Origin of the sequence: Micromonospora sp. NPDC005707, assembly GCF_040631005.1 — a bacterium.
Classification (GTDB): Bacteria; Actinomycetota; Actinomycetes; order Mycobacteriales; family Micromonosporaceae; genus Micromonospora.
Window position 1 is genome coordinate 86219 of sequence record NZ_JBEXYR010000014.1, and the last position, 23891, is coordinate 110109.

At 72.6% G+C, this 23891-nt stretch carries 26 protein-coding genes; 9 read left to right on the top strand and 17 right to left on the bottom strand.

Annotated features, from left to right (window positions below; genetic code table 11):
- Nucleotides 1-46 precede the first annotated feature (46 nt).
- From ABZ452_RS25235 to ABZ452_RS25245, 3 genes are all read right to left on the bottom strand, one after another.
- The gene (locus tag ABZ452_RS25235) at nt 47-1099 is read right to left on the bottom strand and encodes a HAMP domain-containing sensor histidine kinase (protein ID WP_357947542.1); all 1053 of its coding nucleotides are present in this window, start codon (nt 1097-1099) and stop codon (nt 47-49) included.
- Nucleotides 1096-1761 (bottom strand): response regulator transcription factor, encoded by a 666-nt coding sequence (locus ABZ452_RS25240; RefSeq protein WP_091260083.1) that lies wholly within the window; start codon nt 1759-1761, stop codon nt 1096-1098. Before ABZ452_RS25240 ends, ABZ452_RS25235 begins: the two co-directional genes overlap by 4 nt.
- A gap of 181 nt (nt 1762-1942) precedes the next feature.
- A complete protein-coding gene (locus ABZ452_RS25245) occupies nt 1943-2803 on the bottom strand; it encodes a hypothetical protein (RefSeq protein ID WP_357947545.1) in 861 nt (286 codons plus the stop codon).
- A gap of 132 nt (nt 2804-2935) precedes the next feature.
- On the opposite strand from ABZ452_RS25245, the gene ABZ452_RS25250 reads away from it, so the two are divergent.
- The 4 genes from ABZ452_RS25250 to ABZ452_RS25265 all read left to right on the top strand — a co-directional run bounded on the left by ABZ452_RS25250 (nt 2936) and on the right by ABZ452_RS25265 (nt 6660).
- Entirely contained in the window at nt 2936-4219 is a 1284-nt protein-coding gene (locus ABZ452_RS25250; RefSeq protein WP_357947548.1) for a GAF domain-containing protein, read from the top strand.
- A 41-nt stretch (nt 4220-4260) separates the two neighbouring features.
- On the top strand, nt 4261-5766 hold the full coding sequence (gene adh, locus ABZ452_RS25255; RefSeq protein ID WP_357947551.1) for an aldehyde dehydrogenase: 1506 nt from the start codon (nt 4261-4263) through the stop codon (nt 5764-5766).
- On the top strand, nt 5766-6113 hold the full coding sequence (locus ABZ452_RS25260) for a DUF779 domain-containing protein (protein WP_262286605.1): 348 nt from the start codon (nt 5766-5768) through the stop codon (nt 6111-6113). The genes adh and ABZ452_RS25260 overlap by 1 nt, the downstream gene beginning before the upstream one ends.
- A gap of 100 nt (nt 6114-6213) precedes the next feature.
- Nucleotides 6214-6660 carry a hypothetical protein gene (locus ABZ452_RS25265; RefSeq protein WP_357947555.1) on the top strand — a complete coding sequence of 149 codons (447 nt, stop codon included), beginning with the start codon at nt 6214-6216 and terminating at the stop codon, nt 6658-6660.
- Between the two features lie 61 nt (nt 6661-6721).
- Here the strand turns inward: ABZ452_RS25265 and ABZ452_RS25270 are convergent, their stop codons facing one another.
- Genes ABZ452_RS25270 through ABZ452_RS25310 form a run of 9 tightly spaced genes read right to left on the bottom strand, consistent with a single transcriptional unit; the run spans nt 6722 to nt 15225 of the window.
- Nucleotides 6722-7033, bottom strand: a complete 312-nt coding sequence (locus ABZ452_RS25270) for a helix-turn-helix domain-containing protein (protein WP_357947558.1) — start codon at nt 7031-7033, stop codon at nt 6722-6724.
- Complete coding sequence (locus ABZ452_RS25275; RefSeq protein WP_357947561.1) at nt 7030-7422, bottom strand: type II toxin-antitoxin system RelE/ParE family toxin; 393 nt, start codon at nt 7420-7422, stop codon at nt 7030-7032. The genes ABZ452_RS25270 and ABZ452_RS25275 overlap by 4 nt, the downstream gene beginning before the upstream one ends.
- Before the next feature lie 39 nt (nt 7423-7461).
- The gene (speB, locus tag ABZ452_RS25280) at nt 7462-8475 is read right to left on the bottom strand and encodes an agmatinase (protein WP_357947564.1); all 1014 of its coding nucleotides are present in this window, start codon (nt 8473-8475) and stop codon (nt 7462-7464) included.
- Nucleotides 8472-9674 carry a saccharopine dehydrogenase C-terminal domain-containing protein gene (locus ABZ452_RS25285; protein WP_357947567.1) on the bottom strand — a complete coding sequence of 401 codons (1203 nt, stop codon included), beginning with the start codon at nt 9672-9674 and terminating at the stop codon, nt 8472-8474. The genes speB and ABZ452_RS25285 overlap by 4 nt, the downstream gene beginning before the upstream one ends.
- Complete coding sequence (locus ABZ452_RS25290) at nt 9674-11095, bottom strand: FAD-dependent oxidoreductase (protein ID WP_357947570.1); 1422 nt, start codon at nt 11093-11095, stop codon at nt 9674-9676. The genes ABZ452_RS25285 and ABZ452_RS25290 overlap by 1 nt, the downstream gene beginning before the upstream one ends.
- Nucleotides 11092-11958, bottom strand: a complete 867-nt coding sequence (locus tag ABZ452_RS25295) for an ABC transporter permease (RefSeq protein ID WP_357947573.1) — start codon at nt 11956-11958, stop codon at nt 11092-11094. The genes ABZ452_RS25290 and ABZ452_RS25295 overlap by 4 nt, the downstream gene beginning before the upstream one ends.
- The gene (locus ABZ452_RS25300; RefSeq protein WP_357947576.1) at nt 11958-12869 is read right to left on the bottom strand and encodes an ABC transporter permease; all 912 of its coding nucleotides are present in this window, start codon (nt 12867-12869) and stop codon (nt 11958-11960) included. The genes ABZ452_RS25295 and ABZ452_RS25300 overlap by 1 nt, the downstream gene beginning before the upstream one ends.
- Nucleotides 12866-14035, bottom strand: a complete 1170-nt coding sequence (locus tag ABZ452_RS25305) for an ABC transporter ATP-binding protein (RefSeq protein WP_357947579.1) — start codon at nt 14033-14035, stop codon at nt 12866-12868. Before ABZ452_RS25305 ends, ABZ452_RS25300 begins: the two co-directional genes overlap by 4 nt.
- Nucleotides 14036-14040: 5 nt before the next feature.
- Complete coding sequence (locus ABZ452_RS25310; RefSeq protein WP_357947582.1) at nt 14041-15225, bottom strand: spermidine/putrescine ABC transporter substrate-binding protein; 1185 nt, start codon at nt 15223-15225, stop codon at nt 14041-14043.
- Nucleotides 15226-15433: 208 nt separating this feature from the next.
- Here ABZ452_RS25310 and ABZ452_RS25315 point away from each other — a divergent pair, with 208 nt between their 5' ends.
- The 4 genes from ABZ452_RS25315 (at nt 15434) to ABZ452_RS25330 (ending at nt 19713) form a co-directional block, all read left to right on the top strand.
- Entirely contained in the window at nt 15434-15946 is a 513-nt protein-coding gene (locus tag ABZ452_RS25315) for an Lrp/AsnC family transcriptional regulator (protein WP_355053906.1), read from the top strand.
- A gap of 148 nt (nt 15947-16094) precedes the next feature.
- On the top strand, nt 16095-17441 hold the full coding sequence (locus ABZ452_RS25320) for an aspartate aminotransferase family protein (RefSeq protein ID WP_357947585.1): 1347 nt from the start codon (nt 16095-16097) through the stop codon (nt 17439-17441).
- Nucleotides 17426-18337 (top strand): pyridoxamine 5'-phosphate oxidase family protein, encoded by a 912-nt coding sequence (locus tag ABZ452_RS25325; RefSeq protein ID WP_357947588.1) that lies wholly within the window; start codon nt 17426-17428, stop codon nt 18335-18337. Before ABZ452_RS25320 ends, ABZ452_RS25325 begins: the two co-directional genes overlap by 16 nt.
- On the top strand, nt 18337-19713 hold the full coding sequence (locus tag ABZ452_RS25330; protein WP_357947591.1) for an FAD-dependent oxidoreductase: 1377 nt from the start codon (nt 18337-18339) through the stop codon (nt 19711-19713). Before ABZ452_RS25325 ends, ABZ452_RS25330 begins: the two co-directional genes overlap by 1 nt.
- 158 nt (nt 19714-19871) lie before the next feature.
- On the opposite strand, the gene ABZ452_RS25335 is transcribed toward ABZ452_RS25330, so the two are convergent.
- Entirely contained in the window at nt 19872-20246 is a 375-nt protein-coding gene (locus ABZ452_RS25335; RefSeq protein ID WP_357947594.1) for a DUF3499 domain-containing protein, read from the bottom strand.
- 154 nt (nt 20247-20400) lie between these two features.
- Here ABZ452_RS25335 and ABZ452_RS25340 point away from each other — a divergent pair, with 154 nt between their 5' ends.
- Nucleotides 20401-20850, top strand: a complete 450-nt coding sequence (locus tag ABZ452_RS25340; RefSeq protein WP_091260118.1) for a metallopeptidase family protein — start codon at nt 20401-20403, stop codon at nt 20848-20850.
- Between the two features lie 102 nt (nt 20851-20952).
- Here ABZ452_RS25340 and ABZ452_RS25345 read toward each other — a convergent pair whose 3' ends face one another.
- The 4 genes from ABZ452_RS25345 to ABZ452_RS25360 all read right to left on the bottom strand — a co-directional run bounded on the left by ABZ452_RS25345 (nt 20953) and on the right by ABZ452_RS25360 (nt 23881).
- Nucleotides 20953-21213, bottom strand: coding sequence for a WhiB family transcriptional regulator (locus ABZ452_RS25345; protein WP_013284161.1), 261 nt, complete (start codon nt 21211-21213; stop codon nt 20953-20955).
- 492 nt (nt 21214-21705) lie between these two features.
- Entirely contained in the window at nt 21706-22053 is a 348-nt protein-coding gene (locus ABZ452_RS25350) for a phospholipase (protein WP_357947597.1), read from the bottom strand.
- 14 nt (nt 22054-22067) lie between these two features.
- Nucleotides 22068-23465, bottom strand: a complete 1398-nt coding sequence (locus tag ABZ452_RS25355) for a DUF4331 domain-containing protein (RefSeq protein ID WP_357947600.1) — start codon at nt 23463-23465, stop codon at nt 22068-22070.
- A gap of 77 nt (nt 23466-23542) precedes the next feature.
- Nucleotides 23543-23881, bottom strand: a complete 339-nt coding sequence (locus ABZ452_RS25360; RefSeq protein WP_357947603.1) for a hypothetical protein — start codon at nt 23879-23881, stop codon at nt 23543-23545.
- Nucleotides 23882-23891 lie beyond the last annotated feature (10 nt).

The window sequence follows — 23891 nt, forward strand, 5'->3', positions numbered from 1 at the left end:
TCGCGGGACGCCGCATTGGCGGCTCCCGAGGTCTGCGAGGGGTGGGTCAGCGCACGGCGGGTAGCTGGACGTCGACCCGCAGGCCGCCGTCCTCGCCCGGGCGGGCGGCGATGATGCCGTCGTGCGCCTGGGTGATCGAGCGGGCGATGGCCAGGCCGAGCCCGGCCCCGCCGCCCTGGTTGGTCCGGTCCCGGGCCAGGCGCCGGAAGGGTTCGAAGAGGCCGGCGACCGCCTCGCCCGGCACGGCCTGGCCGGTGTTGGTGACGGTCAGCGCCGGGTCACCGCCGACGGTGACGGTGAGCCGGCCGCCCGGCCGGTTGTACTTGATCCCGTTCTCCACGAGGTTGCCGACCAGGCGCTCCAGCAGCACCCGTTCGCCCGGCACCACCCGGGGCTCCAGCCGGCTCTCCACCGTCACCCCGGCCTCGGCCGCCCGGTCCGCGTACGCGGCCAGCACGCCGGTGACGATCTCGTCGAGGCGCTGCGGGGTGGAGGAGCGCAGCCCCTGGTCGCTCTCGCTGAGCGCGAGCAGGCCCTCGATGAGCCGCTCGTTGCGCTCGTTGGTGGCCAGCAGCTGGGCGGTGAGCAGGTCGAGCTGCTCGCCGGTGAGCGACTGGGACATGCCGACCTCGATCAGCGTGCGCTGCACCGCCAGCGGCGTACGCAGTTCGTGCGAGGCGTTCGCGGCGAACCGCCGCTGCCCCTCGTAGCCGGCCGTGACCCGGTCCATCATGTCGTCGATGGCGCGGGCCAGCCGGGCCAGCTCGTCGCGACCGCCGCGGCGGATCCGGTGGCCGAGGTTCTGCGGCCCGAGGTCGGCGATCGGGTCGGCGAGGTCGCGCACCGGGCGCAGGCACCAGCGGGCCGCGCCCCAGATGGCGACCGCACCGGCCAGCAGCACCACGAGTTCGGTGAGCGTGGGAAACAGCGGGACGAACGGGCGGGCCGGCTCGCACACCGCGCCGACCGTCTGCAGGTCGCAGAACTCCTGGGCCCGCCACCACACCTGGCCGAGCAACCACTTGCCCAGCCCGGACAGCCAGTACCCGCCGAGCAGGGCGAGCACCCCGACCAGCAGGACGCGGCGACGGGGGCTCACGCCGGCTCGCCGATCCGGTAGCCGGCCTTCGGCACGGTGTGGATGACGGACGGCTGGCCGAGCTTCTTGCGCAGGGTCATCACGGTGACCCGGACCGCGTTGGTGAACGGGTCGGCGAACTCGTCCCACGCCTGTTCGAGCAGTTCCTCGGCGCTGACCACGCCGCCGCCGGCGCGCATGAGCACGTGCAGGACGGCGAACTCCTTGGGGCTCAGGCCGAGCGGCCGCCCGTCCCGGGTGACCGTATGCCGGGCCACGTCGAGCACCACCCCGTGCCGTTCCAGCACCGGCGGCACCGCCGGGGCGGACCGGCGGCCCAGCGCCTGCACCCGGGCCACCAGCTCGGCGAACGCGAACGGTTTGGTCAGGTAGTCGTCGGCGCCCAGCCCGAGGCCCGCCACCCGGTCGCGGATGCCGGCGGCGGCGGTGAGCAGCAGCACCCGGGTGCCGGCGTCGGAGCCGGCGAGGCTGCGGCACACCTCGTCGCCGGTGGCGCCGGGCATGTCCCGGTCCAGCACGGCCACGTCGTACCGGTTGACGCCGATCCGCTCCAGCGCGCCGTCGCCGTCGTAGCAGACGTCGACCGCCATCGAGAAGCGACGCAGCCCCTCGGCGACCGTGTCCGCCAGCAACCGCTCGTCGTCCGCCACCAACACCCGCACCGCTGTCCGCTCCCCCGTGGTCCTCGTCCGTCCCGCATACGGTCCCAGGCAGGAGATAAGGGTTCCGTAAGCGCCGCCGGAGCAATCCTCCACGCCGGCGGGCACCTACCGGTGCCCGTCGCGCCGTCTGGGGCGTTCGTCCCGGCCGGAGGGGCGACCGGCGGCTGCGGAGTGAGCCGGATCACTGCGGGCGCGTGATCCCCAGGGTGCTCTGCGCGGGAAGCAGGCCGGTGGCCACCACGGCCTGGGTGAGCGGGGCGACGAGCTGGGCGAACCGGCCGACCGCCGGCCCGAGCGCCCGCCACGGCGCGGCGGCCAGCTCGTCGGTCCGCCGCTCCACCTCGTCGCGGACCCGGCGGCCGGCCTCGGTGGCCACTCCGTCGCCGTCGACCAGGCCCCGGGCGGCCAGCCGGTCGCGGGCGGCGGCCCACTCGTCGGCGGTCCACCGGCGGCTGGCGAAGACCTCCGCCGGGGCGGCGCCGACGGCGGCGAAGGAGACCAGCGATTCGGTCGGGTCCAGCCCGGCGGTGCGCAGCGCGGCGATGTGGCCGTCGCCCCGGTGCTCGCGCAGGATCGTGGTGGCCTGCCACAGCGCCAGGTGCGGCGCGTCGGGCCAGGGCAGGTCGGCGTTGGCGGCAGCGAGGGGGCGGCCGCCCAGGTCGGCGGCGCGCACCGCCCGGCGGGCCAGGGCGGCGGCCTCGGCCAGCTCGGCCGACTGGACGCGGTCGCCGAGCAGGGCGCGCAGCGCGCGGTCCACGCCGGACAGCCGGGCGGCGAGCACCTTGGCGGGGTCGGCGGTGGCCCAGACGGCCGGCACGTACTCTGCGACCATCCGGGGGCTGAAGCTGTAGTAGGTGGCGGCGACCAGGTTCGGGCCGGCCGCCCCGAGCGGGGCGCTGCGCAGCGCGAAGTAGCCGGGCCAGCGCTCGCCCGTGGCCAGGCCGAGCCCGGCGGCCTCCTCGGTCAGCTGGGGCGCGTAGTAGACCAGCGCGTGCACGGGCTCGATGAGCTGCCACATCTTCCGGATCATCGCCAGTTCCATTCCGAACCTCCCCGATCGCATCTTGTCGCTGTCAAGTTTGGTGTCGGCACTCAGAACTTGTCAATGGCAAGTTCGGCGGCGGCTTGGCGATCGGCGGTGAGCTGGGTCACCATGGGCGCGAGGAGGTCGCCGATGGCTGACCCGTGGCTCGCCCTGGAATTCGGCGCCGATCCGGCCGAGCGGATCGCGCAGGTCGGCGCCGCTCACGAAGCGTTCCTCACCGCCGGCACCACCACGGGCCGGGTCCGCGACGTGGTCCGCCGGTCGTGGGAGCGGTCCGCGCTGCTCGACCCGGAGGCCACCGCCCCGGTCGACCTCACCGACGACGCGCTGGCCAGCTATCGCGCCGCCCATCCCCTGAACCGCGTGCTGCCCCTCTTCCGCGACCTGCTCGGCGGCATCGCGCTGGACGGCGCGCACCTCATGGCCGTCTGCGACGGGGACGGACGGCTGCTCTGGGTGGAGGGGCATCCGGGGGTGCTCCGGCACGCCGAGCGGATGAACTTCGTACCCGGCGCCCGCTGGGACGAGGCCCACGCCGGCACCAACGCGCCCGGCACCGCCCTGGCCGTCGACCACAGCGTGCAGATCTTCGCCACCGAGCACTTCGTCCGGCCGGTGCAGCGCTGGACCTGCGCCGCCGCCCCGATCCACGACCCGATCACCGGCCGCCTGCTCGGCGCGATCGACATCACTGGCGGGGACCACCTGGCCACCCCGCAGAGCCTGGCCCTGGTCCGGGCCACCGCCCGGGCCGCCGAGGCGTTCCTGGCCGGCGCCGCCCCCGCCGAACCCGACGTGGCGCACGTCGCCGCCCTCGGCCGGGACGAGGCCGAGCTGCGCGTCGGCGGCCGGCGGATCCGGCTCGGCCGGCGCCACAGCGAGCTGCTGGTGCTGCTCCTCGACCACCCCGAGGGGCGCACCGGGGAACAGCTCGGCCTCGACCTGTACGGCGATGACCGCCTGCACCCGGTCACCCTGCGCGCCGAGCTGTCCCGGCTGCGCCGGGCGCTCGGCGACGAGCTGCTCGGCTCCCGCCCGTACCGGCTGCGCACGGCCGTGCGCGCCGACTTCCGTACCGTCACCGAACTGCTCGAACGCGGCGACGCGGCGGGGGCGCTGCGGGCGTACACCGGGCCCCTGCTGCCCGGGTCGGACGCGCCGGGAGTGGCGCGCCTGCGCCGGCTGGTCGACGGCCAGCTCCGCGCGGCCGTGCTGGCCGCCGCGGACCCGGCGCTGCTCGCGGCCTGGACCGCGACGCCCACCGGCGCCGACGACCTCACCGCCTGGCAGGCCCTGGCGCGGGCGTTGCCGCCGGGCGCGCCGCGCCGGCCGCTCGCCCTGGCGCGGGCCCGCCAGCTCGCCGAGGAGTACGACCTGCCGCGCGCAACGTTGCTGCAACGTCGCGGAAACTAACGTCCCCCGCCATCCACCCCTGACGGACGGCGGAGGTACCCGTGACGCGCTACGACGCCCCCTCACACTGGCAGTCCCGCTACGACCACTTCATCGGCGGCGAGTACGTGAAGCCGCACGGCGGCCGGTACTTCGAGAACCCCACCCCGGTGACCGGGCAGACCTTCTGCGAGGTGGCCCGGGGCACCGCCGAGGACGTGGAGAAGGCGCTCGACGCCGCCCACGGCGCCGCCGACGCCTGGGGCCGCACCTCGGTCGCCGAACGGTCGCTGATCCTCAACCGGATCGCCGACCGGATGCAGGAGAACCTGGAATCCCTCGCCATCGCCGAGACCTGGGAGAACGGCAAGCCGGTACGCGAGAGCCTGGCCGCCGACATCCCCCTCGCCATCGACCACTTCCGCTACTTCGCGGGGGCCATCCGGGCGCAGGAGGGCTCGCTCGGCGAGCTCGACGACGACACGGTGGCATACCACTTCCACGAGCCGCTGGGCGTGGTCGGCCAGATCATCCCGTGGAACTTCCCGATCCTCATGGCGGTCTGGAAGCTCGCCCCGGCGCTCGCCGCCGGCAACGCCGTGGTGCTCAAGCCGGCCGAGCAGACCCCCGCCTCGATCCACTACCTGCTCTCGCTGGTGGCCGACCTGCTCCCGCCCGGCGTGGTCAACGTGGTCAACGGCTTCGGTGTCGAGGCGGGCAAGCCGCTCGCCTCGTCGCCGAGGGTGGCGAAGGTGGCGTTCACCGGCGAGACCACCACCGGGCGGCTGATCATGCAGTACGCCAGCGAGAACATCAGACCCGTCACCCTCGAACTGGGCGGCAAGAGCCCGAACATCTTCTTCGACGACGTCAGCGCAGCCTCTGACGACTTCCGGGACAAGGCGCTCGAAGGCTTCACCATGTTCGCCCTCAACCAGGGCGAGGTGTGCACCTGCCCGTCGCGGGCGTTGATCCAGCAGGGCCACTACTCCGACTTCCTGGCGGCGGCGGTCGAGCGCACCGGGGCCGTCACGCAGGGGCATCCGCTGGACACGGACACGATGATCGGGGCGCAGGCGTCCAACGACCAGTTGGAGAAGATCCTGTCCTACCTGGACATCGGCCGGCAGGAGGGCGCGAAGGTGCTGATCGGCGGCGAGCGCGCCGACCTGGGCGGCGAGCTGTCCGGCGGGTACTACGTGCAGCCCACGATCTTCGAGGGCGACAACTCGATGCGGATCTTCCAGGAGGAGATCTTCGGCCCGGTGGTCTCGGTGACCTCCTTCGCCGACCTGGACGACGCCGTGAAGATCGCCAACGACACCCTCTACGGCCTCGGCGCCGGCGTCTGGACCCGGGACATCAACACCGCGTATCGGGCCGGGCGGGCCATCCAGGCCGGCCGGGTCTGGACCAACTGCTACCACGCCTACCCGGCGCACGCCGCGTTCGGCGGCTACAAGCAGTCCGGCATCGGCCGGGAGAACCACAAGATGATGCTGGAGCATTACCAGCAGACCAAGAACCTGCTGGTCAGCTACTCCCCCAAGAAGCTGGGCTTCTTCTGATGGGTGACCCCGTCACCCTGACGCCCGCGGCGGCCGGCCTGATCCGGTCGCTGCGGGCGGCCCACGGGCCGATCATGTTCCACCAGTCCGGCGGCTGCTGCGACGGCAGCGCACCGATGTGCTACCCGGCCGGGGAGTTCCGCACCGGCGGCTCCGACGTGCTGCTCGCCTCGCTGGAGGTCGACGGGGTGCCCGAGCCGGTCGAGTTCTGGATGTCCACCGCCCAGTGGGAGCTGTGGAAGCACACCCGGCTCACGGTCGACGTGGTGCCCGGCCGGGGCAGCGGCTTCTCCCTGGAGGCCCCGGAGGGCGTCCGCTTCCTCATCCGCTCCCACCTGGCCCGCTGACTGTCCGAGATCTTCCAGCTCGCCGGCGCCGCACCGGTGGGATGCTGACGCCGGTCCACATCGGAGCAGCAGCCCACCACCGCCAGACAGGAGTCCGCGCATGCGCCCGGTCCGACAGTCCCTGCTCGCCTGTGGCCTCGCCACGCTCGCCACCGCCGCCACGCTCGGCCTCGCGCCCGGCGCCGCCGTCGCCGCCGCCCCGGCCCCGAAGATCTCCGTCAACTGGTTCGGCACCGCCGACGTCCCCGCGCACACCGCCACCATCGGCGGCCGGTACGCCTGCGGCGCCGAGCGGGGCCTCGCCTACATCGAGGTCCACCTCGGCCAGCGGGTCCGCCGCGCCTCGATCACCGGCTTCGGGTTCGGGGTGATCGGGGCGTGCACGGACGACCGCACCGCCGGGACGTGGACGGCCACCATCCCCGCCGACAGCGGCGCCTTCCGTGGCGGGCCCGCCACGGCCACGGCCCGCCTCGTCGTGGAGCCCAACTCGCTCACCGAGACCACCGAACCGCTCCGCCTCGTCGCGCGCTGCCCCCGCCGCTGACACCTCAGCGGGCGTCGGTCTGCGATGGGGAGCCTCCCGGAGTCGCGGGAGGCTCCCCCGGTCAGGCGATCTGACGTAGATCGTCCCCGTAGTCGAAGATGATGCGCAGCTTCGCGCCGAGTGCGGTCGCGTAGCGGCTCAAGGTCGCCACCTCGTTCACGTCGAGGTCGCCGTTCTCGATCTGACTGACCCGGCCCGGCGTGACCCCCATGAGCTCGGCGACCTGCCGCTGGGTGAGCCCCAGCCGCTTGCGTTCCTCGGCCAGGTGGAAGGCGCTCACCCAGGCCTCGGTCCGGGCCCGCTCCGCCTCGTAGGCCACGTCGTCGCCGCCGAGTTCGGCGCGGACCTCATCCCAGTCGTAGAACTCCGTCACGACTCCCCCCTTCGCTCGCGCTCATTGTCGAGCCAAGCTTTGTACGCAACCTCCGCCATTGGGATGTTCTGCTGATACCACCGGCTCCAGTTGCCCGCCTTGTTGCCCGCGACGAGGAGCACCGCCTGCGACCACGGATCGAAGACGAACAACACGCGGATCGCCACGTCGCGGCCTGATCGGGGGCGAAGTTCCTTGAGGTTGCGGAGGTTGCTGCCGCGAAGCGTGTCCACGAGGGGCCGGCCCAGGCCGGGGCCGACCTCGGCCAGCTTGTCCACGGCGACGCGAACGCTCTCGTACGACGCGGGATCATTCCGCCGCAGGTCACGCAGCCATTGGCGGACCTCGCCCGTGACCCGGACCGACCAGCGTCCCCCGTCAGCACCCACGCCCTAACTATAGCCCGAACTAAACACGGCGGAAGGGGGTCAGCGGGCGTCGAGGAGGGGTTGGGTCGGGTTCCAGGGGTCGCCGCCCGCGGCGTCGCGGCGGCGGCGGGCGATCGCCGACAGGGCCTCCAGCACCACCCGGTTGCCCAGGTACGCGGTGATGTCGGCGTGGTCGTAGGGCGGGGCGACCTCGACCACGTCCACGCCCACCACCGGCAGCTCGTAGCAGACCCGGCGGACGGCGTCGAGGAGCTGCCGGGAGGTGAACCCGCCCGGCTCGGGCGTGCCGGTGCCCGGCGCCATGCCCGGGTCGACCACGTCCACGTCGACGGAGAGGAAGACGCCCTCGCACTCGTCGGTGGCGATCGCGAACGCCTCCGAGAGACAGGAGTCCAGCCCGCGGGCCACCACCTCGGTCATCTCGTACGAGCGCATCCGCTGCTCGGCCATCCAGGACAGCGTCTCCGGGCCCGGCCAGTAGCCGCGCAGGCCGATCTGGAGGAAGCGGTCGCCGCGTACGGCGCCGGACTCGATGAGCCGGCGCATCGGCTGGCCGTGCCCGTGCAGGGAGCCGAACTCGATGTCCCCGGTGTCGGCGTGCGCGTCGAAGTGCACGAGGGACACCCGGCCGAGCCCGTGGTGCCGGGCCACGCCGGTCGCGTCCGGCAGGGCGATCGAGTGGTCGCCGCCGAGCACGATCGGGATCGCCCCGGCGGCGGCGACGGCGTGCACGGCGGTCTCCAGCGCGGCCAGCGAGCGCTCGATGTCGCCGGAGAACATCTCGACGTCGCCCGCGTCGTAGACGCACAGGTCGCGCAGCGCGTCCACGCGCAGGGCCAGGGACGGGCGGGAGCCGTCGTGCGGCAGGTAGCAGGCCTGGCGGATGGCGGACGGGCCGAACCGGGTGCCCGGCCGGTGCGAGGTGCCGCCGTCGAAGGGCGCGCCGACGATCACCACGTCGGCGTCGGCGTACGTCACCGGCTCCTCCAGGGTGCACGGCGGCACGCCGAGGAACGTCACGTCGGGGCCGAACATCGGGCCGTAGCGGGTCACCGCTCCTCCATTCCCCACGGGGAACCGTAGCCGGTGAGCAGGTCGAGGAAGGGCACCGGGGGCAGCGCCTCGGGACCGAGCACGCCGGTGCCGGACCAGGCCCCGGTGGCCAGCAGCTCCAGGGCCACGACCGGGTTCACGGCGGTCTGCCAGACCACCGCCTGGTGGCCGTACTCGGCCATCGACCACTCGTTGTCGACCACGTGGTAGAGGTAGACCCGCCGCGGCCGGCCGTCGACGCCGGTGCCCGTCACGTAGGTGCCGGCGCAGGTCTTGCCGCGCATCCGGTCGCCCAGGGTGGCCGGGTCGGGCAGGCAGGCGGCCACCACGTCGCGCGGGGAGACCTCGACGCCGCGGACGCGCACCGGGGACACCGCGTCCAGGCCCAGCTTGTGCAGGGTCTTCAGCACCTCGATGAACTCGTCGCCGAGGCCGTACTTGAAGGTGACCCGCTTCGCCTTCACCCAGCGCGGGATGAGCAGCACCTCCTCGTGCTCCACGTTGACGCACTCGACCGGGCCGATCCCCTCGGGGAACTCGAACACCTCGGGCTCGGAGAACGGCGGGGTGGTGAACCAGCCCCGGTCGGCCTCCCAGACGACCGGCGGGTTCAGGCACTCCTCGATCGTGGTCCAAATGGAGAACGAGGGGGCGAAGTCGTAGCCGTCGACGGTGAGGTTCGCGCCGTCGCGTACCCCGATCTCGTCGATCTCGGTGAACAGTTCGTCGGCGGCGTAGCGGGCGAAGACGTCGGAGAGGCCGGGTTCGACGCCGATGCCGCAGAGCGCCAGCCGGCCGGCCTCCGCCCAGGCGGCGGCCGCCGCGAACTGCTCGTCGCCGAGCTTCACCCCGGTCTGCGCGTGCGGCGCGTCCGGGTGCGGCCGGGACAGCGACATGGCCATGTCGAGGTAGTCGGCCCCGGCGGCGAACGCGCCGTCGAAGATCGGCATGACGAAGCGCGGGTCGACCGCGTTCAGCACGTGGGTGATCCGGTGTTCCCGGCAGAGCGCGGCCACCTCCTCGGCCGAGGAGGCGTCGACGGTCGCGGCGACGAACCGGTCGCCGTGGCCGGCGACCGCCCGCGCGGCGCGGGCGGGGTCGTGGTCGGCGACCACCATGGTCTCGAAGAAGGAACGGCGGGCGGCGATGGATACGGCGGCGGAGCCGACGCCACCGGCGCCGACGAGGAGGATACGCATCAGGAGTCGAACCCCAGTCCAAGACGATCGAGAGTACGGAGCCAGAGGTTGCGCCGCCCCTCCCGCGCGTCGGCGCGGGCGAGCGACCAGCGGGTGAGGTGGATGCCGGTGGCCCGGATCGGCTCCGGCGGGAACGGCAGCGGCTTGCGGCGGACCAGATCGAGCCGGGTCAGCGGGGTCTCCTCCCCGCCCAGCAGGTCGAGCATGACCCGGGCGCCGAACCGGGTCGCCCCGACGCCGAGCCCGGTGAACCCGGCCGCGTACGCCAGGCGCCCCTCGTAGGCGGTGCCGAAGAACGCGCAGAACCGGGTGCAGGTGTCGATGACGCCGCCCCAGCGGTGGCTGAACCGCAGCCCGTCCAACTGGGGGAAGGTGGTGAAGAAGTGCGACGCCAGGGCCGTGAAGGTGGCCTCGCGCTGCTCCAGCTCCGGGGCCATCCGGTTGCCGTAGTGGTAGACCGCGTCGTAGCCGCCGAACAGGATCCGGCCGTCGGCGGTCATCCGGTAGTAGTGGAACTGGTTGCCGGTGTCGGCCAGCCCTTGCCGGTTGCGCCAGCCGATGGCGTCGCGCTGTGCGGGCGTCAGCGGCTCGGTCATCAGCGCGTAGTCGTAGACCGGCACCAGCCAGGCGCGCAGCCGGCGCAGCAGCGGCGGGAACGCGTTGGTGGCCAGCACCACCTGCCGGGCCCGCACCGCGCCGGGCGTGGCGTCCGGGCCGCCGACCGTGGCCGCGCGCAGCGCGCCGCCGTCGCGGGCCAGCCCGGTCACCCGGGTGTGCTCGTGGATGCGGACGCCCAGGTCGAGGGCGGCGCGGCGCAAGCCCCAGGCGAGCTTCGCCGGGTCGAGCAGGGCCACCCGGTCCCGGTCCCACATCCCGCCCAGGTACGTCGGCGAGGCCACCTCGGCGCGCACCTCGTCCCGGTCGAGCAGCGCGACGTCGTGGCCGTACCGGCGGGCCAGCTCGGCGTCCTCCGCGAGCCCGGCGAGCTGGTACGGCTCGACGGCCACCGCCAGCTCCCCGGTGCGCTCGAAGTCGCAGTCGATCCCGTGCCTGGTCACCGTGGCGGCGATCGCGTCCAGGTTCTCCCGGCCGAGCCGTTCCAGCTCGTCGATCTCGCCGGGCCACCGCTCGGCGCCGTTGGCGAGGCCGTGGGTGAGCGAGGCGGCGCAGAAGCCACCGTTGCGCCCGGACGCCGCCCAGCCGCAGGTGCCGGCGTCGACCACGAGCACGTCCAGGCCGGGGTCGGCCTCCTTGGCCAGCAGCGCGGTCCAGAGCCCGGAGTACCCGCCGCCGACCACCAGCAGGTCGGCGTCGTGGACGCCGGTCAGCGGCGGCAGCGGGTCCGGTCGTTCCGGCCGGTCGAGCCAGTACGGTACGGGCGCGGCGTCGGCCAGCGCCCGGCCGGTATGCGGGAGGTTCATGAGGCGCTCTTGGGGGCCCCGACGGCGGCGACGGGGGCCGCGAGGGCGGCCCGCCGGGCCCGGCGGCCGCGCAGCGAGGTGGCCCCGACGAGCAGCAGCGCGATCGCGAACATGGCCGTGCCGATGACGTTGACCTGCGGCGGGATGCCGCGCTGGGCGGCGCCCCAGACGTACATCGGGAAGGTGACGGTGGTGCCGGCGTTGAAGTTCGTGATGATGAAGTCGTCGAAGCTGAGCGAGAAGGCCAGCAGCGCGGCGGCCACGATGCCGGGCAGCACCAGGGGCAGGGTGATCCGGCGGAAGGTCTGCCACTCGCTGGCGTAGAGGTCCATGGCGGCCTCCTCCAGCCGCCGGTCCATGCCGGCGAGGCGGGCCTTCACGGTGACCACCACGAACGACACGCAGAACATCACGTGCGCGATGACGATGGTCCAGAAGCCCTGCGGGATGCCGAAGCCGAAGGTGGCCCGCAGCTGGCCGTCCGACCAGACGAAGAGGGCGAGCAGCGAGGTGCCCATCACCAGTTCCGGGGTGGCCATCGGCAGGAAGATCAGCCCGTTGATCCCGGAGCGGCCCTTGAAGCTGTGCCGGACCAGGGCGAACGCCATGAGCGTGCCGAGCACCGTGGAGACCAGCGTGGCGATCAGGCCGATCTCCATGCTGCGCACCACCGCGTCGCACATGTCGGAGGTGGCGCAGGGCTGCGTCCAGTTGTCCAGGGTGAACTCGTTGAAGTCGTAGGACAGCCGGCTGGACGGCCGGTTGAAGGAGAGCCCGGCCACCACGAGGATCGGCAGCGAGAGGTAGGCGAGGACGAGCAGGGCCACCCCCATCACCCACCGGTCGGCGAGCCAACGACGCATCAGAGCACCTCCTCCGTGCCGGCCTTGCGCAGGTAGACGAAGACGATCGCGAGGATCGCGGCCATGAGCAGGAACGACAGCGCCGCGCCCTGCGGGTAGTCCAGCCGGACCAGGAACGCCGAGTCGATGACGTTGCCGATCATGTATTCGTTCGGCGTGCCGAGCAGCTCGGCGTTGATGTAGTCACCGGTGGCCGGGATGAAGAAGAGCAGCGTGCCGGCGATCAGCCCGGGCATGGACAGCGGCAGGGTGACCTTCCGGAAGGCGCGCAGCGGGCTCGCGTACAGGTCGCTCGCCGCCTCCAGCAGCCGCGGGTCGAGCCGTTCCAGGCTCGCGTACAGCGGCAGCACCAGGAACGGCAGGAAGTTGTACGTGAGGCCGAGCACCACCGCGAACGGGGTGGCCAGCAGCCGGCCGTCGGCGCCGAGCAGGTGCACGTCGCGCAGCAGGCCGACCAGGGCGCCGTTGTCGGACAGGATGGTCTTCCAGGCCAGGGTGCGGACCAGGAAGCTGGTGAACATCGGCGCGACCACGGCGACCAGCAGCAGGTTCTTCCACCGGCCGGCCTTCTGCGCGATCGCGTACGCCAGCGGGTAGCCCAGGAGCAGGGCCAGCACCAGCGCGATCGCCGAGTAGACGAACGAGCGGGTGAACTGCGGCCAGTAGACGCTCAACGCGTCCCAGTAGTTGCCGACCTCGCCGGTCAGCACGTAGCCGGTGGCCAGCGATCCGCTCGGGTCGTAGAGGCTGGCGGCGGCGAGCTGGATCAGCGGCAGCACGAAGAAGACCAGCAGCCAGGCGGCGCCCGGCAGCAGCAGCAGGTACGGCAGCAGCCTGCTCCGCCCCCGCCGGGGCCCCGGCGGTGCGGCCGGTTGCCCCGCCGGGGTCGGTACGTGGGCCAGGGCGCTCATGACAGCGCACCCACCGGCGGCTCGTCGAGCACCGGGCTGGTCTGGTCGTCCTCGCCGGGCGCCCGGGGCAGCAGGAAGGCGTGCCGCGGGTCCCAGTGCGCGGTCACCGGGGTGCCGACGGGCAGCCGTCCGCCGACCCCGCTGTTCGCGGCGAACGCGGACAGCTCGCTGCCCCACGCCGTGCGCACCAGGTACTGGGTGCTCACGCCCACGTACGAGGCGTCGGTGACCACCCCGCCGACGTACTGGTGGCCGGTGGGCACCTCGTCCGGGCTGCTGACCAGGTGCAGCTTCTCGGGACGTACCCCGAGGAAGACCGTCCCCTGGTCGGTCCGGGCCCGTTCGGCGGGCACCGAGAAGCGCGCGCCGTGCGCGGTGACCGCCACGTCGTCGCCGCTGCGGCCGGCGGCCTCGCCGGCCAGCAGGTTGGATTGGCCGAGGAAGTTCGCCACGAACGCCGTGGCCGGGTACTCGTAGATGTCGGCGGGGGCGCCGAGCTGCTCGATCCGGCCGGCGTTCATCACCGCGACCGTGTCGGCCATGGTCATGGCCTCCTCCTGGTCGTGGGTGACGTGCACGAAGGTGATGCCGACCTCGGTCTGGATCCGCTTCAGCTCGATCTGCATCTGCCGGCGCAGCTTGAGGTCGAGCGCGCCGAGCGGCTCGTCCAGCAGCAGCACCTGCGGGTGGTTGATGAGCGCCCGGGCCAGCGCCACGCGCTGCTGCTGGCCGCCGGAGAGCTGGGCCGGCTTGCGCCGGCCGTACCCTTCGAGCTGCACCAGGGCGAGCATCCGCTCGACCTGGTCGGTCACCTTGCGGATGCCGCGCCGCCGCAGCCCGAAGGCCACGTTCTCGTGGATGTCGAGGTGCGGGAAGAGCGCGTAGCTCTGGAACACGGTGTTCACCGGCCGCTTGTACGGCCGCAGCCCCGCGATGTCCCGGTCACCGAGCAGCACCTGCCCGCTGGTCGGCTCCTCCAGCCCGGCGATCATCCGCAGAGTGGTGGTCTTGCCGCAGCCGGACGCCCCGAGCAGCGCGAAGAACGAGCCCTGCGGGATGGTGAGGCTGAGGTCGTCCACCGCGGTGAAGACGCCGAACCGTTTGGTCAGGTTGGCCAGCCGCAGGTCGCCGGCCGGTGTCTCGCGCTCCTGCGCCTTCGAGCTCATGTCCCTCACGCCCCGATGACCTGCTGGAACTTGGTCTCGTACTCCTTCTCCTGCTTCTCGTCCAAGGCCATGAAGACCTTGGACTTCGACAGCATGGCGTCGTCCGGGAAGATGAGCGGGTTGGCGGCCAGGTCGGGGTCGATCTTTTCCATCTCGGCCTGCGCGCCCTTGACCGGGCAGATGTAGTTGACATAGGCGGCGAGCTGCGCCGCGACCGCCGGGTCGTAGTAGTAGTTGATCAGCTCTTCGGCGTTGGCCTTGTGGCCGGCCTTGTTCGGCACCAGCATGTTGTCCGACCAGAGCATCACCCCGGACTCGGGCACCACGAACTTGATCTTCTCGTCCTCGAAGCCGAGCTGGACGACGTCACCGGACCAGCCGATGCAGGCGGCGATGTCGCCCTTGGCCAGGTCGGGGGCGTAGTCGTTGCCGGTGAACTTGCGGATCTGCTTGGAGTCCACGGCCTTCTTCAGCTTGTTCAGCGCGTCGTCGAACTGCGCCGGGGTGAAGTTCGACGGGTCGTGACCGCCGGCCTGGAGCAGCAGGCCCATGGTGTCCCGCATCTCCGAGAGCGCGGTCACCTTGCCCTTCAGGTCGGGGCGGGTGAGCAACTCGTCGACCGTGCGGATCTCCTTGGCCACCTTGGCGTTGTAGGCGAGCCCGGCCAGGCCGGACTGCCACGGGACGGCGAGCTGGGTGTCCTTGTCGAAGGAGCGCCCGCGCAGTGAGGGCAGCAGGTTCGCCTCGACGTTGGGCAGCTTCGCCTTGTCCAGCTTCTGGATCCAGCCGAGCCGGATCATCCGGGCCGCCATCCAGTCGGTGAGGACCATGATGTCGCGGCCGGTCGTCTGGCAACCGGCGAGCTGGTTCTGCACCTTGCCGAAGAACTCGTTGTTGTCGTTGACGTCCTCGGTGTACGTCACCTGGATCCCGGACTTCGCGATGAACGCGTCCAGGGTGGGGCGCTTGGACTCGTCCTTCTCGTCCACGTCCATGTACTGCGGCCAGTTCGAGAAGGCCAGCTTCTTCTCCGTGGCGGAAAGGTCGTCGCTCTTGCAACCGGCTTCGGTCTGCTGGGCGCCCTTGGTGCCGCAGCCGGCCAGCGTGCCCGCCGTGGCGAGCAGGGCGGCCGAGCCCAGGGTCCCGGTGAGCAGACCGCGCCGGGTGAGGTGCCGGAGGGGACTACGCATGTGACGACTCCTCGGGGGGTCATCGTCGGCGGCGGGACGGGGGTGGCGCGCCGGCGGGAGGGTCAGTGGCGATGGACGACTGATCCTGACATGAGGTGACCTCCCTTACAAGGGATTCCGTTGCGGGAATAGCCATGGACCACGAAATACGCCAGACTGCGCCGGGGCACTACGCTCAGCACGAGGATTCGGACATGGGGAGCGGACGATGGCCAACCGGCAACTGGAGAACGGCAACGGCAGCCGTCGCGTGACCGTGCGTGAGGGTGCCAGTCACGCTCTGCTCGACGACGTGGCCAAGCAGATCATCGAGCAGCTCCAGGAGGACGGGCGGCGCCCGTACGCGACCATCGGCAAGGCGGTCGGCCTCTCCGAGGCAGCGGTGCGGCAGCGGGTGCAGCGCCTGCTCGACGCCGGGGTCATGCAGATCGTGGCGGTGACCGATCCGCTCCAGCTCGGCTTCCCCCGCCAGGCCATGATCGGCCTACGGACCGACGGCGATCTGGAGAGCGTCGCCGACCGGCTGGCCGAGTTCGAGGAGATCGACTACGTGGTGATCACCGCCGGGTCGTTCGACCTGCTGGCCGAGGTGGTCTGCCGCAACGACGAGCACCTGCTGGAGATCCTCCAGAGGCTGCGCGGGGTGCCGGGCGTGGTCTCCACCGAGGCGTTCGTCTACCTCAAGCTCCGCAAGCAGACCTACAGCTGGGGAACAGCCTGATACGGATTCCGTTGTCGTGACAAACACCGCACGCTGAATCCGTTGTCGTTTGCCCCCGACGCTTGCGTGATCGGCATTGCCTGTGGGATAACCGTGGGCAGAGCGGCCGGTGTCACCCCTGACCGGCCCGAGACCCGATGGGGCTGACATGGCCAACGCCACCGACCACCTCTGGATGCACTTCACCCGGATGGCCAGCTACTCCGCCGGCGAGGTCCCGACCATCGTGCGCGGCGAGGGCGCGTACGTCTGGGACTCGCGGGGCCGCCGCTACCTGGACGGACTCGCCGGGCTCTTCGTCGTCAACGCCGGCCACGGCCGGACCGAGCTCGCCGAGGCGGCCGCCAAGCAGGCGGGCGAACTCGCCTACTTCCCCCTGTGGTCGTACGCCCACCCCAAGGCCGTCGAGCTGGCCGAGAAGGTCGCCGCGCTGGCCCCCGGCGACCTGAACCGGGTCTTCTTCACCACCGGCGGCTCCGAGGCCGTCGAGGCGGCGTGGAAGCTGGCCCGGGCCTACTTCAAGCGCACCGGCCAGCCGAACAAGTACAAGGTGGTCAGCCGCTACATCGCCTACCACGGCACCTCGATGGGCGCGCTGTCCATCACCGGCCTGCCCGGCATCAAGAGCGACTTCGAGCCGCTCGTGCCCGGCGGCATCAAGGTGCCGAACACCAACTTCTACCGGGCCCCCGAGCACGGCGACGACCCCGAGGCGTTCGGCCGCTGGGCCGCCGAGGAGATCGGCCGGGCCATCGAGCGGGAGGGGCCGGACACCGTCGCCGCGGTTTTCCTGGAGCCGGTGCAGAACTCCGGCGGCTGCTTCCCGCCTCCGCCCGGCTACTTCGAGCGGGTCCGGGAGATCTGCGACGCGTACGACGTGCTGCTGGTCAGCGACGAGGTGATCTGCTCCTGGGGCCGGCTCGGCGAGTACTTCGGCGCCGTCCGGTACGGCTACCAGCCGGACATCATCACCACCGCCAAGGGCATCACCTCCGGCTACGCCCCGCTCGGCGCGATGATCGCCAGCGAGCGGCTCATGGAGCCGTTCCTCACCGAAACCGGCATGTTCGCGCACGGGGTGACCTTCGGCGGGCACCCGGTCTCCTGCGCGGTGGCCCTGGCCAACCTGGAGGTCTTCGCCCGCGAGGACCTGATCGGTCACGTCCGGGCCAACGAGGGCGCCTTCCGGTCCACCCTGGAGAAGCTCAACGACCTGCCGATCGTCGGCGACGTCCGGGGCGACGGCTACTTCTACGGCATCGAGCTGGTCAAGGACAAGGCCACCCGGGAGACCTTCGACGAGGCCGAGTCGGAGCGGCTGCTGCGCGGCTTCCTCTCCACCGCGCTCTTCCAGGCCGGGCTCTACTGCCGCGCCGACGACCGGGGCGACCCCGTCATCCAGCTCGCGCCGCCGCTGATCGCCCAGCAGCAGCAGTTCGACGAGATCGAGCAGATCCTGCGCGCCGTGCTGACCGAGGCATGGTCGCGCCTCTGACCGGCGGCCCGGACGGGGCCGGTTCCCGGAACACCGGGGACCGGCCCCGCACCGTCGGCGCCGCCGAACCCGACCCCGGGGACCGGACCACCACGACGAGCGCCGTCGGCGCCGCCGAACCCGACCCCGGGGACCGGACCACCACGACGAGCACCGTCGGCGCCGCCGACCCCGACCCCGACCCCGACCCCGGGGACCGGACCACCACGACGAGCACCGTCGGCGCCGCCGACCCCGACCCCGACCCCGGGGACCGGACCACCACGACGAGCACCGTCGGGGGCAGCGAGCGGACCCGGGTACGCCGGCTGCCCGACCTCGCCGTCCACGACCGGGCGACGCTGCACGCCGTGCTCGACGCCGGCCGGGTCGCGCACCTGGCCGTCGCCGACGGCGGCCAGCCGTACGCGCTGCCGGTCGCGTACGCCCGCGACGGGGAGCGGGTGCTGGTGCACGGCTCCACCGGCAGCCGGCTGTTCCGGCACCTCGCCGCCGGCGCGCCGGCCTGCCTCACGGTCACCCTGCTCGACGGGCTGGTGCTGGCCCGCAGCGCCTTCGAGTCCTCGATGAACTACCGCTGCGCCATGGTCCTCGGCACCCTCACCGCGCTCACCGGCGAGGCGAAAGCCGCCGCGCTGCACCGCCTCTCCGAGCACCTGCTCCCCGGCCGCTGGGCGGAGATCCGGCCGCCCTCGGCGAAGGAGCTGGCCGCCACGCTGGTGCTCGCCCTGCCGCTGGACGAGTGCTCGGTGAAGGTCAGCGACGGCCCGCCCGACGACCCCGAGGACGACCTCGACCGGCCGGTCTGGGCCGGGGTGGTGCCGGTCGTCGAGACGTACGGGACCCCGCAGCCCGACCCGCGGCTGCGGCACGACCTGCCCCCACCGGAGTGGTGATGCGCTACCAGAACCTGTCGTACTGGCTGTCGAGCGTGGACGAATCGCTGGCCCCGCGCCCCGGCCTGCCCGGCGACACCGACGCCGACGTGGTGATCGTGGGCGCCGGCTACACCGGGCTCTGGACGGCGTACTACCTGGCCGAGGCCGACCCGGCACTGCGGATCGTGGTGCTGGAGAGGGAGATCGCCGGGTACGGCGCCTCCGGCCGCAACGGCGGCTGGTGCTCGGCCCTCTTCCCCACCTCGCTGCCGGCGCTGGCCCGCCGGCACGGCCGGGACCGGGCGCTCGCCATGCAGCGGACCATGCAGGAGACCGTCCGCGAGGTCGGCCGGGTGGTCGCCGCCGAGGGCATCGACTGCGACTGGCGGGCCGGCGGCACGGTGGTGCTGGCCCGCACCGACGTGCAGCTCGGCCGCGCCCGGGCCGCCGTAGCGGAGGCGCGCGAGCACGGTCTCGCCGACGCCGACCTGGTGCTGCTCGACGCCGCCGAGGCCGCCGCCCGCTGCCACGCCGAGGGGGTACGCGGCGGCACGTACACCCCGCACTGCGCCGCCGTGCACCCGGCGAAGCTGGTCCGCGGCCTGGCCGCGGCGGTGGAGCGCCGGGGGGTACGCCTTTTCGAGCGGACCCCGGTCACGGCACTGCGGCCCGGGGCGGCGGTGACCCCGGCCGGCGTGGTCCGCGCGCCGGTGGTGGTCCGGGCGACCGAGGGCTTCACCCCGGCCCTGCCCGGCCAGCGGCGGGCCGTGGCGCCGGTCTACTCGCTGATGGTGGCCACCGCGCCGCTGCCCGAGGCGACCTGGGCGGAGATCGGGCTGGCCGAACGGGAGACCTTCTCCGACTACCGGCACGTCATCATCTACGGCCAGCGCACCGCCGACGGACGGCTCGCCTTCGGCGGGCGGGGCGCCCCCTACCACTACGGTTCCCGGGTCCGCCCCGACTTCGACCGGGAGCCCCGGGTCTTCGCGGCGCTGCGCCGGGTGCTCGGCGAGCTCTTCCCGGTGCTGGGGCCGGACGTGCCGGTGACGCACACCTGGGGCGGGCCGCTCGGCGTGGCCCGGGACTGGGCCGCCTCGGTGGGCCTGGACCGGTCGACCGGGCTGGCCTGGGCGGGCGGCTACGTCGGCGACGGCGTCGGCACCAGCAACCTGGCCGGCCGTACCCTGGCCGACCTGATCCGGGGCGAGCAGTCGGAGTTGACCACCCTCCCCTGGGTCAACCACCGCTCCCCGAGATGGGAACCGGAGCCCCTGCGCTGGCTGGCGGTCAACGCCGGCCTGAAGGTGATGTTCTCAGCCGACGAGGCGGAGAGCCGGACCAACCGCCCCTCCCGCCGCGCCGCCGCCTTCTCCCACCTCCTGGGCCACTGACCCACCGCCGGCGCCCCGGCCCGGCCTGCCGGCGGGCCGGCGCGTTGATCATGAAGTTATTGCCACGACACGCCGCGGCGGAGGGCAATAACTTCATGATCAACGGGCCGGGCGCGGGGCGCGCGGGGGGCCGGGGGCCGGGGGCCGGGGGCCGGGGTTTAGTGGTTGGGGGGGATTACGCGGAGGTGGCCGCGGCGGCCCTGTTGGTGGGGGGCCTGCGGGCTCGGCTGGTCGTTGTCCGACGGCGGGCGTGGGGGTGCCGGGCGGGCGGCCTCGCGGACAGCCTCGGCCAGGGCGACCAGGTCGTCGGTGGTGGGCGGCGGGGGTTCGAACTCGCCCTCGTGGCGCACCACGTCCCAGCCGCGCGGGGCGGTCAGGCTGCGGGCGTGCGGCTCGCACAGGTCGTAGGTGTGCGGCTCGGCGAACGCGGCGAGGGGGCCGACCACGGCTGTGGACTCGTTGTAGACATAGGTCAATGTGGCGACCGCTTGCCGGGGGCAGCCGTTACGGGAGCAGCGCCGTGGTGACCTCACGGCGGCAGGGTATCCCCATTACCGGGTGCGGCGCACCGCTTCGCGTTGCGACACGCCCGTCATGGTGATCACAATTCGTCCGATCGGCGCGTCGGCGCGCCGGGCCGGCGGCGCGACGGCGGGCGGCCCGGGTCCGGGGGCTACCCTGTGCGTCATGACGAGCCCGGAAAACCGCCGCCCCGGCTCCGGCCGGCGCACCCACCGCGACCGCCACGGGCGGGGGCTGCGGGGGCGGCTGGTGCCGGCCACCGTGCCGCTGGCCCGGACCAAGGCCGAGGTCTTCGACGACCTGGTGCTGGACACGGTGGAGACGCTCGAACGCCGCTTCGCCAAGGAGCTGGCCGGGGTCGAGTTCGCCGTCGAGGACGTCCCGCCGGATTTGAACGTCTACGACTCGGACGTGCTGGAGGACGGCGAGGTGCCGCTCGCCCGCCTGCTGCCCGGGCGCCCCGGCCGGCAGGAGGTGCCGCCGCGGATCGTGCTCTACCGGCGGCCGCTGGAGTTCCGGGCCATGGACCGCGAGGACCTCGCGGACCTCGTGCACGACGTGATCATCGAGCAGGTGGCGAACCTGCTCGGCGTCGACCCCGACGAACTGGCCTGAGCCGGCAGCGGCAGGCCGCCGCCGCGTCCCGGCCGGCCCCCGCCGGCCGGGTCGTCGGCCCCGGACCCCGGGCGGCCCCCACCACCCGGTCCGGTACGCGTGTCAGGCGGCGACCCGCCGCTTGAGCTTGCGCCGCTCCCGCTCGGAGAGCCCACCCCAGATCCCGAACCGCTCGTCGTGGCCGAGCGCGTATTCGAGACACTCCGTCTTCACTTCACACCGCGAGCAGATGCGCTTCGCCTCGCGGGTCGAGCCGCCCTTCTCGGGAAAGAACGCCTCCGGGTCGGTCTGCGAGCACAGTGCCCGCTCCTGCCACTCCGGCGCGTTTCCGAGCAGGTCGGCCACCTCGAGCTGGCCGTCCATCCGTTGCCTCCTTGTCGCGCACCGGCGTCATCGCCGCTGCAACCCCCCACGCGAAAGGCGTGCTTGTTCGTCCGGTCACAATTTGTTGCGTTCCGTGCGAACAACCCCATTCAAATTACACGCGTGTAATGCGTGCGCCGTCAAGCCAAACTTGATAATGGAGTCGCCCTCCCGACACCTTCCGGGCGGCCGTGGTGGCCGCTCGACCCTCGCAACCTGCCCTATCGATTCAGACCCCGGACGAGTAACGCCTTCCCCGGCGAGTTGCCCCAAGTTTTCTGCCGTGGCGCACCGGTGTGGACACCGCCGGCGGCCCCCGGTGGAGGCTTCCGGCGGGCCGCGCCCGGGCGGTCGTCGTGACGCCGTCCAAGATCAGCATTGGTGGGGGCAAGGTTAACCCGACGCGAGCGGTACCGCCCGTCGAGCCCGCGAACGCCGACGGCGCCCCGTCCATCATGTGGACGGGGCGCGACGGTGCGGCGGCCTGATCGGTCAGTCAGTCCCCGGAGGTGAGCTGGCCGGCCAGACGAATTCGGCGATCGCGCCACCGGTGACGGAAATCGCGCCGGCTGGCGTGGCGCTGTCCCACCAGACGGTATAGAGACCGGCTGCCAGGTCCGGGTAGACGGCGCTGTGGAACACGCCGTCGCGGACGTGCCGCTCGCGGACTGCGGAGTGGGTGCGGGGCTCGTCCCGGTCGGCCCGGCTGATCTCGATCTCGCGGCCGTGCAGTTCCCGTCCGGTGTGGATGATCAGCGCGCCGGAGTCGCCGCCCAGGTCGAGCACGACGCTGCCGCTCTCCGAGGGACCCAGGGTGTGGTGCTGGTGCTGGCCGTGCATGTGACCTCCCCCGTTCAGGACTTCTTCGCCGGCGGGTTGTTGAACCCGTCGTACGGCGTGCCGAGGAACGGGAAGTCGCCCAGGAAGGGCGCGGTCACGTCGGCGGCGCTCAGGCCCGGAGTCACCGCGGTCGCCGCCGCGTCCGGTTTGAACGTCTTGTCGACCAGCGGCACGGTCAGCCCGGCGATCGCCCGCAGCGCGATGGTCACCACGTCGTCGTCGACCCGCCGGCCGTTCGGGAAGCCCGCCAGATCGCCGCCGAGCACCCCGAAGCGGTCCGGCTTGCGGCTGGGCCGGATCGCGGTGTTCAGCCGCAGCATGTCGGCCTGCAGGTCGCCGGTGGTGTTGGCGAAACCGTCGATCAGCCCGGCGGGCACGCCGGTGAGCAGGATCGCCACGAGGTCGGCCCGCGGCTTCTTCGACTTGTTCAGCGCATCCAGGTTGGGGAACACGCCCGGGTAGAGCGCGGGCAGCAACGCGGCCAGCTCGGGTTGCTCGACGAACTGGGCGAACCGCTTGTCCTCCGTGGGCGGCAACGTGTTCCACAGGTCCTTCTTGGACATCGGCACGATGACCTCGTTGAACAGCGGATTGCCCAGCCGGGAGACCTGGGTGAAGGGCCCCGCGGCCGTGTCCGCGGCCGCCCGGTCGCCGAGGACCCGGACCTGCTGGCGGGAGGCCGTCGTCCAGACGCCGATGGTCGAGGCGCGGTCGGCGTAGCCGTAGCGGCTGGCCTTGCGCCGGACCTTGGCGAGCGGGACCTGCACGGCGATGCTGTGCACGTTCAGCCGGTCCAGCGCGTTGACCGGCTCGCCCTCGGTCTTGAACAGCTTCTTGCCGGCCACGTGCAGCTGCTGGAAGGGGCGCAGCGTGCCGAGGTCGAAGATGGCGCCCAGGTCGACGAAGAAACCGTCGGCCCGCTGGCCGGCGAAGACCTTCTCCCCGGTCGACAGCCGGAACGTCGCCTGCCGCACCAGGTCCTGGTATCTGGGCGTCGAGAGCGGTCCCACGTTGCACGGCGGGCAGGGCAGCTTGTGCGCCAGCACGTGCTCCCGGCCGTCGGCGATCCGGGTCAACCGGTAGAACTGGCGCCGGTTCCAGTTCTTGCTGTCCAGCGACTCGATCGGCCCGGTGTTGTAAAGAAAGCTGTTCGGATTCGTGATCTCCGTGGTGAATTCGAAACGATAGGTGACATCCGGATTGCCGTCGCCGTCGTTGTCGACGTGAATCTCGTACCGGACGTCGTCGCCGAACTCGAAGAAGTTGGGGCCGCCGGAGGGGAGCTGCACCGGCACGTAGTTGGCGATCAACGTGACCGTGTCGGGCTGGCTCGGGCTGACGAACGCGTACAGGTCGGAGCTGTCGGCGACCGGATCCTTGGCTATCTCCGGAGCCTCGCGGTGAGAGGACATGGCGGACCACACCTTCGTCGGGGGTAGCGGAAGTCGGGACCGGCGCCGGGAGGGCCGCGCCGGTGGCGCGGGGGCGGTCAGCGCCGGGCGGCGCGGACCAGGCGGTCGGCCAGGCCGCGGTCGCGTACCTGAATCCGGGTCGTGCCGACGAAGACGTCCAGCGTGCCGGAGGACGCGTCGCGGAGGTGGACCACGATCGGCTCGTCGCGCCGGCCCGCGGAGGGGGCGTTCTGCGCGGCGGACAGGCCCGGCACGGTGAGGGCGGCGGCGCCCAGGGTGGCGCTCGCGGCGGCGGTCAACGTCTGCCGGCGGGTCAGTCGCGGCCAGGGCCGCCGCTTCGGCTCAGCGGCCGGCTGCGGCTCGTCAATGGCCCACTGTGGCTCATCGATGTCCCGCTTCGGCTCATCAGTGGTCATGGGCAACCTT